17 protein-coding genes are annotated in these 19,627 nt (G+C 29.6%); 2 read left to right on the top strand and 15 right to left on the bottom strand.

The genetic code is table 4. The features are described 5' to 3' along the window. Window positions 1-36: 36 nt before the first annotated feature. The 8 genes from rsmG to STIUS_RS03540 form a co-directional block, all read right to left on the bottom strand. Window positions 37-753 (bottom strand): 16S rRNA (guanine(527)-N(7))-methyltransferase RsmG, encoded by a 717-nt coding sequence (gene rsmG / locus STIUS_RS03505; RefSeq protein WP_162649997.1) that lies wholly within the window; start codon window positions 751-753, stop codon window positions 37-39. 94 nt (window positions 754-847) lie between these two features. Continuing rightward, window positions 848-1,762, bottom strand: a complete 915-nt coding sequence (locus STIUS_RS03510) for an ABC transporter permease (protein WP_162649998.1) — start codon at window positions 1,760-1,762, stop codon at window positions 848-850. Next, entirely contained in the window at window positions 1,752-3,527 is a 1,776-nt protein-coding gene (locus tag STIUS_RS03515; protein ID WP_162649999.1) for an ABC transporter permease, read from the bottom strand. The genes STIUS_RS03510 and STIUS_RS03515 overlap by 11 nt, the downstream gene beginning before the upstream one ends. Then, window positions 3,520-5,097 (bottom strand): ABC transporter ATP-binding protein, encoded by a 1,578-nt coding sequence (locus tag STIUS_RS03520; RefSeq protein WP_162650000.1) that lies wholly within the window; start codon window positions 5,095-5,097, stop codon window positions 3,520-3,522. The genes STIUS_RS03515 and STIUS_RS03520 overlap by 8 nt, the downstream gene beginning before the upstream one ends. Beyond that, window positions 5,087-6,643, bottom strand: coding sequence for a hypothetical protein (locus STIUS_RS03525; protein WP_162650001.1), 1,557 nt, complete (start codon window positions 6,641-6,643; stop codon window positions 5,087-5,089). Before STIUS_RS03525 ends, STIUS_RS03520 begins: the two co-directional genes overlap by 11 nt. A gap of 176 nt (window positions 6,644-6,819) precedes the next feature. Then, complete coding sequence (locus STIUS_RS03530) at window positions 6,820-8,238, bottom strand: hypothetical protein (protein WP_162650002.1); 1,419 nt, start codon at window positions 8,236-8,238, stop codon at window positions 6,820-6,822. A gap of 10 nt (window positions 8,239-8,248) precedes the next feature. Further along, entirely contained in the window at window positions 8,249-9,679 is a 1,431-nt protein-coding gene (locus STIUS_RS03535) for a hypothetical protein (RefSeq protein WP_162650003.1), read from the bottom strand. A gap of 195 nt (window positions 9,680-9,874) precedes the next feature. Further along, window positions 9,875-10,486 carry an FMN-dependent NADH-azoreductase gene (locus STIUS_RS03540; RefSeq protein ID WP_162650004.1) on the bottom strand — a complete coding sequence of 204 codons (612 nt, stop codon included), beginning with the start codon at window positions 10,484-10,486 and terminating at the stop codon, window positions 9,875-9,877. Window positions 10,487-10,604: 118 nt separating this feature from the next. On the opposite strand from STIUS_RS03540, the gene STIUS_RS03545 reads away from it, so the two are divergent. Then, window positions 10,605-10,922, top strand: coding sequence for a helix-turn-helix domain-containing protein (locus tag STIUS_RS03545; protein WP_162650005.1), 318 nt, complete (start codon window positions 10,605-10,607; stop codon window positions 10,920-10,922). Here STIUS_RS03545 and mnmG read toward each other — a convergent pair. The 7 genes from mnmG to STIUS_RS03580 are packed head-to-tail and all read right to left on the bottom strand — an operon-like array spanning window position 10,915 to window position 17,540. Continuing rightward, window positions 10,915-12,807 (bottom strand): tRNA uridine-5-carboxymethylaminomethyl(34) synthesis enzyme MnmG, encoded by a 1,893-nt coding sequence (gene mnmG / locus STIUS_RS03550; protein ID WP_162650006.1) that lies wholly within the window; start codon window positions 12,805-12,807, stop codon window positions 10,915-10,917. The genes STIUS_RS03545 and mnmG overlap by 8 nt on opposite strands. Window positions 12,808-12,864: 57 nt before the next feature. After that, on the bottom strand, window positions 12,865-13,344 hold the full coding sequence (locus tag STIUS_RS03555; RefSeq protein ID WP_162650007.1) for a hypothetical protein: 480 nt from the start codon (window positions 13,342-13,344) through the stop codon (window positions 12,865-12,867). A gap of 37 nt (window positions 13,345-13,381) precedes the next feature. Then, window positions 13,382-13,867, bottom strand: a complete 486-nt coding sequence (locus STIUS_RS03560) for a hypothetical protein (RefSeq protein WP_162650008.1) — start codon at window positions 13,865-13,867, stop codon at window positions 13,382-13,384. A gap of 15 nt (window positions 13,868-13,882) precedes the next feature. Next, window positions 13,883-15,406, bottom strand: coding sequence for a methionine--tRNA ligase (gene metG / locus STIUS_RS03565; protein ID WP_162650009.1), 1,524 nt, complete (start codon window positions 15,404-15,406; stop codon window positions 13,883-13,885). Beyond that, the gene (locus STIUS_RS03570; RefSeq protein ID WP_162650010.1) at window positions 15,396-15,926 is read right to left on the bottom strand and encodes a phosphoribosyltransferase; all 531 of its coding nucleotides are present in this window, start codon (window positions 15,924-15,926) and stop codon (window positions 15,396-15,398) included. Before STIUS_RS03570 ends, metG begins: the two co-directional genes overlap by 11 nt. Window positions 15,927-15,934: 8 nt before the next feature. Further along, window positions 15,935-16,507, bottom strand: coding sequence for an aminoacyl-tRNA hydrolase (gene pth, locus STIUS_RS03575; protein WP_162650011.1), 573 nt, complete (start codon window positions 16,505-16,507; stop codon window positions 15,935-15,937). A gap of 1 nt (window position 16,508) precedes the next feature. Next, a complete protein-coding gene (locus tag STIUS_RS03580; protein ID WP_162650050.1) occupies window positions 16,509-17,540 on the bottom strand; it encodes a ribose-phosphate pyrophosphokinase in 1,032 nt (343 codons plus the stop codon). Between the two features lie 93 nt (window positions 17,541-17,633). Between STIUS_RS03580 and STIUS_RS03585 the strand changes: the two genes are divergently transcribed. Further along, window positions 17,634-19,166, top strand: coding sequence for an ABC-F family ATP-binding cassette domain-containing protein (locus tag STIUS_RS03585; protein WP_162650012.1), 1,533 nt, complete (start codon window positions 17,634-17,636; stop codon window positions 19,164-19,166). Window positions 19,167-19,627 lie beyond the last annotated feature (461 nt).

The raw sequence follows: 19,627 nt of genomic DNA on the forward strand, positions 1-19,627 counted from the left end.
CCTCACTATTTAATTTTACATTACATACCTAAAATGTTACTTTTTATTAACAATTACATCTTTTTTGATCTGAGAGTAATGCCTTGGATACTTAGGCGCCGTCTCAGATATCTTTTTAAATTCAATATTATTTCTAATTCCTATTAATTCATTTTCATAAATCTGAATTTCTGATTGTTGAAATCCTAACTTATGAGGTTTTGTACCTAGTTCTTCAATTTCTTCTTTAACCGTACGAGCTTTAAGTCCAATGAATGAACCACCAACTTTAATTATTTGTGATGATATCTCTAATAAAATTGTTAAACGTGCAACTGCTCTAGCCATTACAATATCTGCTTCATGTTTATGAATTTTTGATAAATCTTCAGCACGAGCATTTAAAGCTTGCACGTTTGTCAAACCTAGTTTATTAATTAACATTGTCAAAAATGTTGTTTTTTTATTATTTGAATCTATTAATACAAATTCAGAATTTTCAAATACAATTGCCAATACTAGACCTGGAAAACCGGCACCTGATCCAATATCAAATATTTTTTTATTGTTTAGTTTAAAACCTTTTGCCACAATTAGAGAATCAAAAAAATGTTTAACATAAACTTCTTCTTTATCAACTATAGTTGTTAAGTTATATTTTTTGTTTTCTTCAACAAGAAAATCAAAATAGATGCTTAACATTTCTAGTTGTTTATTAGTTAACTCAATATTTAACTCACTTTTAACTAAATTTTTAAAAGCTTGACTAGTCATTTTTACCTCACATTACATATTATTATATTTGACTATTTTTATTTAATCTCAAATAGAAAAAAATACATTCGAATACGAATGTATCTTAATGTTTCTACCTTTGCGATTTGTCGAAGGTTTCACCGGCGACTTTTGGAGGTTTAGAGTATTTAGCCATAACTACCATAACTGCTAGAGATATGATATATGGAAGTGCTTGAATTAACATTTTGTTATCAGCAAATCATGTACCTACTCCAATTGATGAACCAATAGCTTCTCCAAAACTAAATAATGTTGCAAATACTAGTGCTGCTGAAAATATAAATTTAGTTCTTCATTGACCAACAATCATGATTCCTAAAGCAAGGAAACCTCAACCTGCTGTATCACCACGGAATATTCCCGCAGTTCTACCAACTACGAACATAGCTCCTGCAAGTCCAGCAATTGCTGCTGAAACTGTCATTGCTATAAATCTATATTTAATAACACTAATACCTGCTGCTGCAACGGAGTGAGGGTTCTCACCACAAGCTGCATGTCTCATACCAGTTTTTGTAAATGCAAAGTATACTCCAACAATAACTGCAATAGCTACAGCAATAACAATATAAAGGTTGAAGAACTTAGCATCTATGAATCAAATCCTTGTAAAGTTAGAAGCGACAAAGTCTGAACCATTAATTACTGTAATAAAGAATAGTCCTAGTCCTGAAGCCAAGATATTAATTGCTACACCTGAAACAATATGATTGGACTTCATCTTAATGGAAGCAAAGGAGTGCAATAGTGAGAATGCTGCTGCTGCTAACATTGCAAATATCATTCCCAATATCTGCATACCCTGGTTGTTACCACTTTTATTTGTATAGAACCCGAATACTGAGAATACTAATGCCCCAATAATCATATAACCTTCAATAGCTATATTTACCATTCCTGATCTTTCTGCAATCATACCAGCCAATGATGCTAGAAGGAAAATGGCGAAGAATATTGATATGTTTCCAAATAAACTATTTAACATTCACAACCTCCATTTCTTTCAAAAAGTACTCTTTTCTAATTTCCAACTTATCATCACCTGATGAAATTAGTTTCATTTTTTCTTTATAATCATATTTAATATTTGCTAATTTTTCTTTAATCTCATTCAACTCAGCTTTGTACTTATCTTTTTCTTGACGTTTTCAAATGTTGTAACTATCAACTGTAGAGAAACCTGCCTCATTTACCATTTCTTTTAATGATTCAATTTTGTCATGCAATTCAGCATTAATCTTTTGTGCATTTTCTGGATCAATTTTGATTTTTTCCTTGGCTTCATGAATATATAATTCGATTTTTGAATTACGTGAATTTGTAACATTCATTACTTCATCTAATACAGAGAATCCTCTAGCTACTTTATTTTCATTGTATTTTTTTCTAAATCCTCTGATTCCACTGTTAGAGAATTTCTTGTAAGACTCTTCTTTTGAAATTTTAATTGAGTTTTTAATTGCCTTAATTTGACCTCTGATTAAAGCTTGGTCTTCTTCTAATTCAGTTTCTTTTAACTTTATTTTAAGATCTCTTATATTTTCTTTTTGTTCATTCAATTCTATTTTTAGAACAACATCTTTAAAGTGATGAATCATTCGCTTAATATTTGTTGTTATCTCAAATCTATAGAATAAAGAATAAACTGCTGCTCCATATACAATTGCTCCAAAAACCATTGATGCAGTTTCTTTAGAAACACCAACATAATCTCCAAATGAACCAAATGTTGATCCAACTTTTAATGCAGCTCACAGAAGAGCAATCGGGATAACACCTAATACATTGTTGAAAGATACAAGCGCTACCGCAATAACATCAAAACCAATTGTAGGTATTGTGTCATTTGTCATAATAATTGCCCCACCTTCACGTTGTAAATAGAAGAACATTCCCCCAAGTCCAATAAATAATCCTTGAACTGAAGTTGTTAATATGAAATATTGTTGATTTTTAACTCCAGCATATTTAGCTGCTGTTGATTGTTTACCAACCATATTAAATTTGAATCCTACAGTTGTAAAAGTTAGAACTAACCAAACTGCAACTATACAAAATAGTGCGACAACAACACCAACTATTCAGTTATTACCATTTATTGATAACCAATCATATCCAACAGATGGTGTATTACCTACGTTTGCTGCTAGTACATCATTTCCAACAAATCATTTAACTACATATCATGCAACTCAGTTCAACATAATTGTTGTAACAACTTCATGAATATTTAGTTTAGTTTTTAATATACCTGCAAGTGTAGAAATAATCACACCTGATAGGATAAACATTAATATAATTAATACTACTGCTCCTTGTGGAACTGAATCAAAACCTAACAAAGTTCCATCTTCAGCAGTTTTACGAAGACTATTTAAGCAAAGATAACTTAAACCCATACCTAATACAGCTTGTCCTGAACCACCCATATTAAATAATCCAACCTTGAATCCAAGAGCTAATCCTAAACCCATTAATGCATACGCTGCAAAGTATACCATTGTCATATTAATTAGTGGTGATGTGGCTCCCCCATCAAAGCTAAATCCTGTTGCTAACATTTTAAAGAAATAACCTACTCCGTTAAATCCATTTAAACTTACTATTATCATTCCAATTATTGAACCAAAGATGATTGCATAAATTGAAGCCTTGGCAAATTTTAGTTTTGTTTTTGTATCCTCACTTGTGACTTGAGCTACAAATTTTTTGCGCTTCATTCACTTATCAATGTTAAAGTTATTATTCATTTGTTACCTCCACATTGACGTCTTTATGACCAAGCATCATTTTACCAATTAATTCTCGTACTGCACCTTTACCTGGAATTGTGTTGATTATATCTCCTGAGTTAACAACAACAATTCTGTCTGCAAGAGCCATTACTTCATTTAATTCATATGATATTAATAATATTGCTGATCCTGTTTCTTTTGCTTTTAATATTTCCGAATGTATGTATTCAATTGAACCAACATCTAACCCACGTGTAGGTTGAAATATTACAATCAAGTTATGTTCTCTTGTAAGTTCTCTACCAACAATAATTTTTTGTTGGTTACCACCAGATAATTGTCTTGCAATTGCAAAGCCATTATTTGCTCCTCTTACATCATATTTATAAATAATTGTTTGACCATAAGTTTGAATTGAGTTTCTATTAACAATTCCAAACTTTGAAAATTTATGAGATGAGATATCTTGTATCACAGTGTTATCAATTACATTCATATCCAAAACTAAACCATGTTTATGTCTATCTTCAGGAATGTGACTTATCTTATGTTTTCTATATCTATCTGCAATTGATGCATTAGTTATATCAACACCATTTAAATAAACCTTTCCTTGATCTACTTTTTCTAATCCAGTAATAGCATTGGCAATTTCTTGTTGACCGTTACCTTCAACTCCTGCAATAGCTACTATTTCTCCAGCTTTTATTTCTAAAGAGAAATCCTTAAGACCTTGAATTTTTTTATTTGTTGCCCTATTCATTGAAACATTTTCCATTTTTAAAACAACATTTTCTCGTGGAGGTAAATATGTATTTTTTACTTCCACAAGTTTTCTACCAACCATGGCTTCTGATAATTCATCAACAGTTGTTTTTTTCATATCATAGGTACCAATCATTTTACCCCTACGAATAACAGTTGCTGAATCTGCGACTTTTTCAATTTCTGCCATTTTATGAGTAATGAATATTATAGTCTTACCATCTGCTTGGAGTACTTTCATGACATCTAATAATCCGTCAATTTCTTGAGGTGTTAAAACAGCTGTTGGTTCATCAAAGATTAAGATTTCAGCATCTCTATATAATATTTTTAAAATCTCTGTTCTTTGTTGAACACCAACTGTTGAGTTGCTAACCTTATCTTCTAACTCAACTTCTAATTTATATTTATTCATAATTTCAGTAATCTTATCAACAATAGATTTCTTATCAATAAATTCCTTGTATTTGAGTTTTTCATCTCCCATAGCAATGTTTTCTCAAAGACTAAAAATATCAACTAATTTAAAGTGTTGATGAACCATACCTAAACCTAACTTATTAGCCTTAATTGGGTTTGTTATATATTCAGTTTTACCGTTGATTTTGATTGAGCCCCTTGTTGGCTCATATAGACCAAACAATACCGACATTAATGTTGATTTACCTGCTCCATTTTCTCCAACCAGAGCATGTATTTCTCCTTTTTTAACTTTCAAATTTATATTTTCATTTGCAACAATTGTTCCGTTAAAGATCATTGTTACACCTTCCATTTCAACGGCGTATTCTGAATTTAATTTATTTTGACTACTTTCCATAATTTATAAAATCTCCATAATTTGTTTCAGTTCCACCGGAACTCATATTTCCTAATATTGTATCTGCATATTGATTAATTGCTTCAATACTTAATGTGTATTTAGCTATACTTTGACCAGGTGTAGTCACATACTCAAAATATTCTAATGACGCTAATTCTGTAGCTGAACTAAATACTGATTTGATATCTTCAAAATGTCCTAGTTCCACTTTATTTTCACCACCTGTTGAAATTGAACCACCCAACCAAAGATCTTTTTCTTTTCAATTGTTGAACGCTATTAAAGTATTTCCATCTACTTGAATTTCAGTTTCATCTTTGTCATCTTCAACTAAACCTGTGTATACTTTTTCAAATTTACCATCAATTTTGGTTGTAACAGATAGACTATTACCCATTTCATGTAGAACATCATTATAGTCTTTACCTTCAGAACCTGATTCAATTTTAACTTTAGCATCTTCCATTTCATCACTGAATGAACCAGAATGTGCCAATGCTAGTGCTGTTGAACCAACTATATCTTTTTCAGCTGATGTGATAAAGAAGTCTGAAAATGTATCATACATTTCAACTTGATTTGTATCTACACCAATAACAAATCTTTTATTTTGATATTTATTTTCAGCAAGAATGTTTAATGTATCTGCTGTTTGAGGTCCAGCAACTGGCATGATTACATTTGCTCCCTGAGCATTTATTAACATTTGAGAAATGTCAGCACCTTTACCAGCATCATAAGAATCTGTAAATCATTGAGCATGACCAGTTCCCTTTCCATTATAACCTTCTCTTTGAGCTTCAACAATTTCAGCTCTTCTATCTCCAATTTTGTCTACAAATTTTTCACCAAGAAATGATTCAGCAATTTTTGCTATTCCAAGAGCTTGGTTATTTTCTTGACTCGTTCTTGTAACAGGATTTTTTAGATATGCTTCATATGAGTCATTAAAGACTTTTACTGAAGCCAAGAATCCAGCCATAAATGGATCTCCTGCTGTACCATTTTGCATACCTCCATAAGTTGCAAGTTTTGGAACATCATTTGTTACTTTAAAGACATGCATTATTCCTGCTAAACCTGCTCAAAACCCCGACATATCAGCCCTATATAATAGACCAATTGTATTTTCAAAAAATCCATCATTACCTTTACCAGCAGAAGCATCAACAATAATAGCTGCTCCACCAGCTAATTCCGAACTTTGATCTGCTGATTCTAAATAGTTTAGATGTTTAAATCCTGGTAACACTAATGCTTTAGCACCATTTTTATAAGATTGACTGTACATTCATGGAGCATCAGTCATAACTGTAGGTTGTATATATCCAACTTCAGCATTTTCTATTAATAAGGCATCTTTAACAAATCTATTACCAGATACATATCCTGACTGATTAAAAGATCTATCCGCAATCTTTCCAGTGTCAGTCACCACATATATTCCAGAATATCTATCACCTTTGAATCCACAAGACACTATTGTCATTGCAGATGCGGTTACAATTGTAGATATGCCTAAAAAACTTAATAACTTTTTCACGTAACCTCCTATTTTATTTTGATTTCCAAATATAAATATTTTGATAATTACTATATTATTATTATTATTTTTAAACAATATAATGTCAATGAAATTTACCAAATATTTTATATTTTTTGGAAATAATTCCATTATTACTTTTATATTGAAAAAAACTAATTTCTCCGATTTTTTACTTACATAGCTAAAAAATCTCCGGAATTAGTTTCTTGATCATTCATGTGTTGTATTATATCTTTTGTATATTCATTAATTGTTTTTATAGATAAAGTTTCTGATGCAACGCTATTTGATGGTTGAGAAGTATAAGCAAAATATTTAATAGACGCCTGAGTAGCTGCTTCTTCAAAAACATCCTTTAAAATCGCAAGTTGTTTATTATTAATTTTATTAAAGTTTGAGACTGAAATAGAACCTCCTACTCAAAAATCTCTTCCATTTCAATCGTCGTCTTCTGATGTAGTCAATCCTGTTTCAACCAACTCAAAAGTGTCATTAACTTTTGTCGTGATACTTAAGTTATTTCCCATATTTTTTAAAATATCATTATATTCTTCTGCTTCAAAGTTCATTTTTTCCTTTGCACTCTTCATTTCAAAATCAAACATGCCAGAATGAGCCAATGCTAAAGATGATGAACCAACTATATCTTTTTCAGCAGAAGTAATAAAATATTCTGAATAAGTTTTATACATTTCTACTTGATCGGTATCAACACCTACAACAAAAGATTTACCTTTTAAATTATTTTCAGACAAAATTTTTAATACGTCGGCAGTTTGGGGTCCAGCAACTGGCAAAATAGCATTTGCTCCTTGTTGAATTAATAAAGTCTCAGATAAATCTGATCCTTTTCCTGGATCAAATGAATCAGTAAATCATTGACCATGTTTCGAACTGGAATAACCTTCAGCTTGTGCATCATTAATTCGAGCCTCAACCAAATCTTTTTGCTCAAGATTAAATGAATTTGCTATTTTCATTATCTTTGAATCTTCTGATTTATCTTTAATCATTTCATTATAAACACCAACAGATGCTAAGAAACCAGCCATAAAAGGATCAACTGCTGCGGAATTTTGCATACCACCGAATGTTGCTAACACAGGGGTTTGTTTTGTAGTAAGAACATGCATTATTGAAGATATTCCAGCTCATAAACCTGAAATATCAGATCTATAAGATAGACCAATTGTATTCTCCATTTGGTTAGATGATCCATCAATAAATATAACTGAACCATCATATTTTTTAGCTGCCTTATCTGCTTCACTTATAAAGGCTCCATGCTTATAGCCGGGTAGTATTAATGTTTTTGCTCCATGCTTAAAGGCTTGATTATACATTCAAGGGACATCAGTCATAGTTGTTGGTTGAGCATATGAAACGTTAGTATTTTCCATTAATAAGGCTTCATTAATAAACCTATTACCTGCTTCATAACCTGATTGGTTAAATGATTTATCAGCAACTTTTCCAGCATCAGTAATCACATAAATTTCAGAATAAACGCCCATATTAGAACAAGAAACAAGTGTTGTTACTGATGCTACAATAATTGTTGAAATCGACATAATGCTTATTAGTTTTTTCATATTACCTCCTTTATAGTTTTTTTTCTAAATTCAATATTTCTAATACTTTGTTAGAATATTCCGTAATCCTTATCTTGGATAAAGTTTTTGAAGGAACACCATTTCCGGGTATAGATACATAATCAAAATAATTTTTTGATGCCTCCAAAGAAGCACTTTTAAACACATCTTTTATTACTTCTAATTGACTTAAATTGATTTTATTATTTCCGTCTTTAGAAATAGAACCCCCTAATCAAAGGTCCATTCCTCTTCAATCATTTTTATATAAAAAGTCTTCTTGTTGTGTAATTAAGCCATCATCAATTCCTGTAAATACATTCTTGTAACCTTCATCTGTTTTTGTTGTTACACTTAAGTTATTTCCCATGTCATCAATTATTTCATTATATTTATCTTGATCAATTCCAAAACTATCTTTGGTTTCAATCATTTCAGATAAAAATACATTTGAATGTGCCAATGCTAAAGCAGAAGAACCAACTATATCTTTTTCAGCTGATGTTATAAAATATTGTGAGTATGTATCGTACATTTCAACTTGGTTAGTGTCTACACCAACAATAAATTTGTTTCCGCTAAATTTATTCTCTTCCAATACTTTCAACGTGTCTGCAGTTTGTGGGCCAGCAACTGGCATTATTATGTTTGCCCCGTTTTTAATTAACAGAGTTTCAGAAAGATCAGAACCCTTGCCTGGATCAAATGAATCAGTAAATCACTGACCATGTTTAGAACTTGAATATCCATCTGCTTGTGCATTATTTATTTTAGCTTCAATCATATTTTCTGATTTAAGATCAAATTTTTTTGCTATTTTCATTATATTCGAGTCTTCTGATTTGTCTTTAAGCATTTCATTATAGACAGCAACCGAAGCTAAAAAGCCTACCATAAATGAGTCAACAGCAAATGCATGTGGAATACCACCAAACGTAGCTAAAACAGGTGGTTTTCCAGTCTTCAATAAATACATTATTGATGCTATGCCTGATCATAAACCAGAAATATCTGATCTATAAGATAGACCAATTGTGTTATTCAAACCTGAAGATGCACCGTCAATAAAAACAATAGATCCATCATTTTTTTTGGCCGCTTCATTTGCTTTATCAATAAAATTTGCGTGTTTAAAACCAGGTAATATCAAGGCTTTTGAACCATGTTTAAAAGCCTGACTATACATTCAAGGAACATCTGTTAAAGTTGTTGGTTGAGCGTATGAAACATTTATTTCCTCACTCTTACCCAATGCTTTATTAATGAATTTATTTCCACCTAAGAATCCAGATTGATTAAAAGCTCTGTCTTGTAGCTTCCCACCATCTGTTATTACATAAATTTTAGAATATCTATCAACATTAAAATTACACGATATAAGTGTTAATGGTGTTGATATTACGATAGCAGAAACACACAACAAGCTAATTATCTTTTTCACTTTGTTCTCCTATCAAATTTTCAAAAGGCCTTACTTTTCTTAATAAATTACACTACTAAGAATACCTATTTTTTTGCTATTACACTTTTATTTTATATTTTTTATTTACCAAATTCATCAATAAAAAAATAAAAAAATGATTAATTCATTGAGAATTAATCATTAACATTTGATAGTTTAATAATTTATTATTTACTAAAATTTGTTTGCTGCTTCAGTAATTTCTTTTTCAAAAACTTTTGCAACATCAGAAGGTTTTTGGCCAACTAGTGGAGGCATATCCATTCCACCTAATACTAACGCAGGTTTTACTTTTGCTCCCAATAGTGTAAATAAACCGTTTAAGTACTCCCCAATATTGATAAATTCTGAGTACCAATGAGTTGGTGAACCTTTAGTTGTAATTGCCTGAAATGATTTAATATTTGTTAATAACCCAGCAGGAATTCCTTCTGGATGAGTACTCTTTGAATATGAAAATGTTACATTTGCTAGTGTTATTCTATCTATATAGTTTTTTAGTAAAGGTGATATATTTCAGTTAATCATTGGTGTAACCATAACTAATTTATCAACTGACTTAATTTGATCTTGATATTTTCCTGAAAGTTCCGGTGTTCAGAATGCATTCATATTTCCTTTTCATAATGACTGCTTAGCCATTTCTTCATTATTTAAATCTAAAACAATGATTTCATCCTGAGGGTTATTTAATTTATATTTTTCTAAGAATAATTCAGTAATTGCAAATGAACGTGAATTTTCTTTTGGTACAACGCTTGCGTTGATAATTAGTATTTTTGACATATTTTCTCCTATATAATTGAACTTTTTATTGTTCTTTTATATAATAAACATGTATCCAATTAAGTCAATACATATATTTATGTGCTATAGTATACTTTTAGATACCATGGGGAGAAATATGGATAATACATGTGCAATTGAATATACACTAAATGTTATTAAATCAAAATGAACATTCTTAATATTGAGGGACCTTATTAATGGAAAGAAAAGATTTAGTGAGCTAAAAAAATCAATTAATGATATCTCACAAAAAGTTTTAACTTCAAACTTAAGATTTTTAGAGGAGAAAGGAATAATAACAAGAACAGTTTATCCAGTTGTTCCACCAATGGTTGAATATGAGTTAACTGCCCTTGGAATGGCACTGAAACCATTACTAATTGAAATGCAAATTTTTGGAGAATTATCAAGAAAAACAACTATTGTTAAATAGTTGTTTTTTGCGCATATTTCTTTCTAAGATAAAATAACAACATTTGAATATCTGCAGGATTAATACCTGTAATTCTAGATGCTTGCCCAACAGATGTTGGTCTAATCTTTTCAAATAATTGTCTAGCCTCAGTTGCAAGATTTTCCACATCATTATAAACAATATCAGCTGGTATTATTTTAGATTCTGATTTTTCAAATCTTTGAATTGTCTCTAATTCTTTTTTAATATAACCTTCAAATCTAATGTTGATAACTATGTATTGCAATTGATTGTGAGATAGATTATTCAATTGGGGAATATATTTAAAAACAATTTTTGAATCAACAGTTGGCTGTTTTAAAAGTTGATAAGCACTAATGCCTTGTGTAATATTTGACTGACCTAAATTATTTAATTCAACTGCTATTTCCATTTTTGGAGTAAATCTAATTGATTTTAATAATTCAATACCCTCATTAATTTCCTTTTCAAATTTTAAGAATTCATTTCACTCTTGATCTTTTATTAACCCAATGTCTCTTCCATATTTTTTTAATCTGAATTCAGCATTATCATTTCTTAAAGTAAGTCTGTATTCTGATCTACTTGTTAAAAGTCTGTATGGTTCAACTACACCTTTATTAACTAAATCATCAATCATTAATCCAATATAAGATTCACTTCTTTTTGGGATAAAAGGTTCCTTATTTTGAATTTTTCTAACTGCGTTAATTCCAGCAATTAATCCTTGTCCAGCTGCTTCTTCATATCCACTTGTTCCATTAATTTGTCCAGCCAAGAATAAATTATCAATACCTTTTAACTCAAGTGAAAGTTTTAATTGCGTTGGATCAATACAATCATATTCAATTGCATAAGCCCATTTATCAACTATCACATTTTCAAAACCAGGTAAACTTCTTAACATTTTATCTTGAATATCTATTGGCATTGATGTCGAAAAGCCTTGAACATATATTGTATCCATTGATAATGATTCTGGTTCCAAGAAAATTTGATGTTGCTCTTTAGAACTAAATCTAACAACCTTGTCTTCAAACGAAGGGCAATATCTTGGTCCGATTCCATCAATAGTTCCCCCATACATTGCTGATTTTTTTAGATTATCTTCAATAATACTTTTAGTTTCTTTTGTTGTATATATTAAATGACAAGGGATTTGATTTTTAACTGGTGTGTAAGTTTTTGTTGAAAAGGAAAATGCCAAGTTAGCGTCTGTTCCAGGTTCCATAGTTGCTTTTGAAAAGTCAATTGAGTCAGCTCTAACACGTGGAGGTGTTCCAGTTTTAAATCTTAAAAGTTTGATACCTTTTTTACGTAGTGTATCACTTAAATAATTTGTTGTAATTTCACCATCTGGTCCTGATTTTTCAGTTTCCGACCCTCTGTGCAAAATTGAAGACAAGTATGTCCCAGTGGTTAAAACTGCTGAGTTACATTCAATAACTCTCCCATCCATTAATAGTACTCCAACAATTTTTGAGTCTTTCAAAATTAAATCTTTAGCAATTCCTACTACCAATTCTAAATTTTCTTGATTTTCAACTTTATTTTGCATGTATTTAGAGTATTTCACTTTATCTGATTGAGCACGTAAAGCCCAAACACCGGGACCTCTTGATGAATTTAATAGCTTCATTTGTAGAGATGTTGCATCTGCAGCTTTACCCATTTCACCACCAATAGCATCAATCTCTCTAACAACAACTCCCTTAGCAGGTCCACCGATTGAAGGATTACAAGGCATTGCTGCAATCCTATCTTTATATAAGTTTAAAAGAATGGTCTTACATCCCATTCTCGCACTTGCTAGAGCAGCTTCAACACCTGCGTGTCCAGCACCAATAACTACAATATCAACTTTTTTAATTTCTTTTAACATGTTTTTATAATACTCCTTGAAATAAAAAAGCGAGAACAAACTCGTCTTTTTAAGTTACTATTCAAAATTATTGAAATGATTATAGTCAAACTCCAAAGTAATTGTATCATTGATAACAAATATAGCTCTGAATCCTGATTTAATTAAACTATTTATTATTAAATCACTTTTTAAAGATATTTCCATAATAACTCTTTTTGTACCATACTGTTTTAAAACTTCAATAATAAGTTTTTCAGTAGCCTGTTTAGGAACAAATTCATCATCTTGATTACTTTTTAAAACTACCATTCTAATTTCTAATGCATCTGACTCATAAGGTGCTGACTCAATAATTGCAAATGGCTTTTTTTCATCTAATTCAAGTATTCTTGCATCCGATTGAACCATCCTTGAAAAAATATCATCTTCATTTAGGAGTTCTAATCCTAGCATTTGATAAGATGCTTTTTCAACTTTGTCTTCAGACATTTTAAATATTTCATAAATAAATTTCTTGTCTTTTTGCTCAATTTTTCTAATGTTAACTTTACGCATATAATTCCTCAAAATATTAAATTAATTACTAAATTCCTTATTTATTAAATTTCGAAAAATCAAATTCAAAGGTAATTGAATTATTTATTGTCGATATTACTTTGTATCCAGAACCTAATAGATGTTCAATCATTAGATTGTTATCTTTGCTAACTTCTAAAATCATTCTTTTTGCGCCATGTTTTTTTAGTGCTTTAATTATATATTTTTGAGTTGCAGCTTCAGTTTCTTTAACATTAGCATCTTCATAAATAATACTTGCAATTCTAATTTCTAAAGCATCCTCTTTATAAGGAATTGTTTCAATTAATCCAACAAATTGACTATTATCTTTTAAAATTAATTCCGTTTTTGAACTAATCATTCTTTCAAATAATTGATCTTCATCCATTTCTTCTAAACCAAGCATAGAATATGCTGACTTTTCAATTACCATTTCCTCACTTGGGTGGAATAAAGAATAAATATCTTTTTTATACTTTTGTTCTACTTTACTAAAAGAGATTTTATTTTGATTTTTCATACTTATACCTCAATATTATATAGCCAGTCTTTTAAAGATTATCAATTTTTCTTTAATTTTAGAAAATGAAATTTCATTTTTTACCAATGACGACAATGATAATTGTGACCCATCAACACCCATTTGAATCATCATAGTTTCATATGATTTAACTAATATTGGTTTAAGTAAAAAGTTAATTGTAACAATAGCATACTGCAATTGTGATAATAGTAAATTTAATTCTTTTTTCTTACCTTGTTTGTCTAAATCTCATGGTTTTGAATCTTCAATTAGTTTATTAGCCAGATTACCTAGTCCAAGAACTGTTTCAATAGCTTTTGAGTATTTATATTCATCCATCAATATTCCAAAATTTTTAATAGTAACCTGTGATTCTTTAAATAATTCAGTTTTAGAAATATCAACTTTATTTAATAATCCATCTGAATATTTAATTATCATATTTGATACACGTGAAATTAAATTTCCAATATTATTAGCTAGATTTGTATTAAAAGATTCAATCATTAATTCATCTGAATAAGAACCATCATTTTCAGTTGGTAAGTTATACGAAATGTAAAACCTAACTGCGTCTGAACCATATGTATTAATTATATAATTTGGATCTACTACATTTCCTAAAGACTTAGACATTTTCTCATTTTTAACAAGAATCCATCCATGAGACAGAAGTTTATCTGGCATTTTTAATCCAAGTCCTTCTAACATTACTGGTCAATAAATTGAGTGAAATCTTGTTATTTCTTTACCAACAATCTGAAGTACTTCACTATCTTTTGATCAAAATTGCTTCAGCAGCTTATCATTATCACTACCCCACCCTAAAGCGGTGATGTAATTTGAAAGAGCATCCAATCAAACATATATAATGTGTTTGTCACTTTCGTTAATTTTTATACCCCAATCAAAAGTAACTCTAGTTACTGATAAATCTTCTAGATTATTATTAATGAAATTATTTAACATTTCTGATTTTCTATTTTCAGGAATCAGGAAATTTGTTTCAAATAATTTCACTAGAAATTTATGATACTTTGAAACACGTAACATATATGTTTCTTCTGATAAATCTTTAGCAATGTTTTTACATACAGAGTGTCTAAAATTTTCATCCATCTGCTCTTTTGTTAAAAACTCTTCACAACTTGTACAATATTTACCAACATATTCACCTAAATATATGTCGTCTTGTTTTAACAACTTAGTAAATATTTTTTTAACACCTTCAACATGATCTTCATCAGTTGTACGTATAAATCTATCAAAATTTATATCAAGTTTTTTTCATAATTCTTTGAACCCAACAATCATTCCATCTACATATTTTTTAGGATCTAAATTAGCTTCTTTAGCTTTTGTTTCAATTTTTTGACCATGTTCATCAGAACCAGTTAAGAAAAAAACGTTGTATCCGTTTTCCTTTTTATATCTTGCAATTACATCAGCCAATACAGTTGTGTAAGCATGACCAATATGTAAATTACCACTTGGATAATAAATTGGTGTTGTTACATAAAAATTTTTATTTGACATTACCCGATTTCTCTTCAACAACTTTATAAATTGATTTTAGTCCACGGTAACTTCCATTGTAAGTTAAACCATATCCTAAAACATGATCATTGTGAACTTGAAATAACGATTCAACAGGAAATGTAGTTAAACGTTTTGCTGAAGGTTTTTCTAATAATGTTAACACTCGTATATCTTGTGGTTCTTCTAATTTAATTTTGTCATAAATCATTTTTAAACCTTTACCTTTGTAAAGCATGTCGTTTATGATTAACACGTGTCTTCCTTTTAAAGCTTCATATTTTCCTAATTCAATATCAAAATTTTTCTCTTTATCCTTGGGATACGAAACAAATCTGATTTGTACATCAAGTGGCAATTCACGGATAAAATCTGAAACAAACATAAATGTAGATTCTAATTCAGCAACAATTGTCAACTGGACACCATCATATATTTTTGTATATTCGTCAGCTTTTTTGACTATTGCAGCCTTAATTTCTTGTCATGTTATAACTGTTAATAATTTATTTTCTGTCATATATCTCCTTAAGATTTTTGATTGAATTTATTCATAATTTTTAAAAAACTTTGGCCTTCGATAAACATATCAATACCTTCACAAAATTTTATAAATTCCTTTTTTAAATCTTCTTTTTGACTTTGAGTTATATCTTTCATAACTCAATCTATAATTTTATAATTGGGGTCAACCTTACCTATACCAACGCGTAATCTATTAAAATCCTGTGTTCCTAGGTGTTGAATAATGTTTTTAACTCCATTCTGCCCACCAGCACTTCCGTTATTTTTAAATCTTGGTTTTGCAAAATCGAGATCTTTATCATCATGAATTATTAATAAATCATTTTTATTAATTTTATAAAAATTCATAACAGAAACAACTGCTTCACCACTTAAATTCATATAGGTAAGTGGTTTTTGTAATATAACTTTTTTTCCGTTTATTTTTGTAAAGTATAGTTCAGATTTTAATGTTTCTTGTTTTTTATCAAAACCATATTTTTCTAATAAAAAATCAATAATTATTCAACCGAAATTGTGCCTTGTATTTTGGTAATCCTTACCAGGATTGCCAAGGCCAACAATTAACTTTTCCATACTAACCTTTTTTTAAATAATTTTGGATACGTTCAGTTATTTGTTCTTGTTTACTTGCATAAACCCCAGAAAGTGATTCACTATTGTATGAAGCAATAATCATATCTGCGATCAGTTGATCAACAGAGATAACTTTTAATCCTTCAAATAATCTTTCTTCTTCAATTTTAATTGTATCCGTAACAATTACACCTTCAACAATTCCTCGCTTAACAAAATCTGCCATTTTTGCAGGAGCTGTTCCGTTAAATAAACCATGACAAGCTAAGATGTAAACTTTGGTTGCACCATATTCTTTAAGTGCTTTAGCAGCGTTTAAGATTGTTCCACCTGTATCAATCATGTCATCAACAATGAAACAAACTTTATCTTTTATATCTCCTAAAACAAATTCCACTTCTGCTTTATTAGGTTCTGGCCTTCTCTTAGCAACAACAGCAATTCCTTTTGTCATACCGACTGTATATTTTTCAATGTCATGTACACGTTTTAATCCACCGTGATCTGGTGAAACTAAAATACATTTCTCAGGATCTAATTTATCTGTAATTATTGTGTTAATAACCTCATTTGCCAATGTTTGAGCTGTTGAAAAATTATCAACTGGAATATCAAAAAAACCCATTGTTTGTGATGAATGAAGGTCAACAACTATTACTCGATGTGCCCCAGCTGTTTCAATTAATGTTGAAACTAACTTAGCTGATATTGGTTGTCTACCTTTTGCTTTTCTATCTTGCCTTGCGTACCCAAAATAAGGTATAACTACGTTAATTTTTTTAACACTTGCTCTTTTAAGGGCATCACATGCAATCAATAATTCCATCAAATTTTCATTAACTGGTTGTGATGTTGATTGAATAATATATACTTCTTTATTTCTTACACTATCCATTGATTGAACTAACATTTCTCCATCTAAGAATTTAGTTGTAATCATTTTTGATTGCTTAACCCCAATAATTTTACAAATTTTCTCTGTAAGTGGTTGATTTGAAGTCAAACCAAAAATCATTATTTCATCTTTATTTATTTTTGCCATAATTTGTATTCCTATATGTATTAATATTATCTAATAATTACTTATTATTATATACTTAATATTAAATGAACAAAGGAGACCTATATGGGATTAATTTATGTAAAAGATATGACTCACGCTAATGGTGGGAAAAAACTATATGAGAATGTTACTTTCAGATTTAATAGAAAAGAACACATAGCTCTAATTGGAGCTAATGGAGCTGGTAAAACTACTTTGTTCAATTTATTAATTGGTAAAATGGTTCCTGATAAAGGAACAATTGAAATACATCCTAAAACAAAAATTGGATACCTAGACCAACACTTAGAAGTTCCAACAGGTACTACTGTTGATGCTTATCTAAAAGATGCATTTGCAGATCTTTACTATTTAGAAGGAAAGATGAATAAGTTATATGAGGGTATGGCAATTGAATACAAAGAAGAAGATTTAGTTAAAGCTTTGGATATTCAAAATGAATTAGACATTAAGGGTTTTAATCAAGTTGAAAAAAGAATTGGAAATTTAATCAATGGTCTTGGTATTGGTATTGATAAACTTCCCCTTAAACTAGAAGAAATGTCAGGTGGTCAAAAGGCAAAAATAATGTTGGCTAAATTACTTGTAAGTGATTTTGACTTTTTCATGCTTGACGAACCTACTAACTTCTTAGATATTTCACAAGTTGAATGACTTGCAAAATATTTAGCAAACTTTGAAAAGCCATTTGTATTAATTTCTCATGATGTGGATTTCATTAACAAAACTTGTGGAATCATTTATGCTATTGAAAACTTAGGTTTAAATAGATATGTTGGAAATTACGATAAATATTTAGAAGAATCAGAAATGAGAAAACTTCAATATGATAATGCTTTTGTATCACAACAAAAACAAATTGATAAATTAAAGACATATGTTGCAAAAAATGCTGCTCGTGCCTCTACTGCTAAATCAGCGCAATCACGTGTTAAGCAATTAGAAAAAATGGATGTAATGGGTAAACGTCAAGATTTAGTTAAACCTAACTTTAAGTTTGCTTATAAAAAACCAGGGTCAAGTATTATTTTAGACTTTAAAAATCTTTCACTTGGATACGATCATGCTTTAATTAAAGATCTAAACTTTGTAATTCGCGAAGGCGAAAAACATATTGTTTCTGGAAAGAATGGTGTTGGTAAGACAACATTACTAAACACTATTGCTGGAGTTATTAAACCATTTGATGGAGAGATAATTTATGCTCCTCACTTGACTTTCCAATACTTTAAACAAATCGAAAAGTTTGAAGATATAACTCCAATTCAATATTTATTAAGAAAATTCCCTAACATCACTGAGCAAGAGGCTCGAGTTAAACTTTCTCAATTTGGTATTAAAACTGGACTGATGTTTCAATCACTTACAACCCTTTCAGGGGGGGAACAAGCCAAAGTTAGACTATCAGCATTAAGCTTAGAAAAATGTGCACTTCTATTACTCGATGAGCCAACCAACCATATTGATGTTCTTGCCAAAGAATCTTTATTAGAAGCTATACAAGCTTTTGAAGGAACTGTATTACTTACAACACATGATATTAACTTCTCAACTAATTGAGCAGATAGTGTTATTGATTTTGAAAATAAAAAATAGAACTTTGTTCTATTTTTTTAATACTTAAAGTTATTTTAGAATCTTCACATTCTAATTTGGAAGTAAAAGTGTTTTTCTTCTTTCTATATTTTTATGACTTATGTATAAACTTCAACATCAAAATATTGTGTTAAGTCTATTGTGAATAAAGTTACAATTTCAATTTTATCTTTTGCTTAATTACTTTACTTAATTCAAGATTAGTAATAACTAAATTAGCTGTTATTTATAAACTTTTTTAATGAATTTAAGTCTCATATGCCGATAAAATTTATCAAAGTTTTTTTACAACTTGATTATTTAATAGTTGACTGTAGTGAGCAATATTTTATTACTACACTCAATAACAACCCTTATAGTTCCAACAATTATTATTGCCTCAACTAATTTATAATAATTATTTTATTTTGTATAAAATTTCTATGAATGATGTTAAACCAAAATAAAAAAATAGTTACTCA

Source organism: Spiroplasma sp. TIUS-1 (assembly GCF_010365785.1).
Classification (GTDB): domain Bacteria; phylum Bacillota_I; class Bacilli_A; order Mycoplasmatales; family Mycoplasmataceae; genus TIUS-1.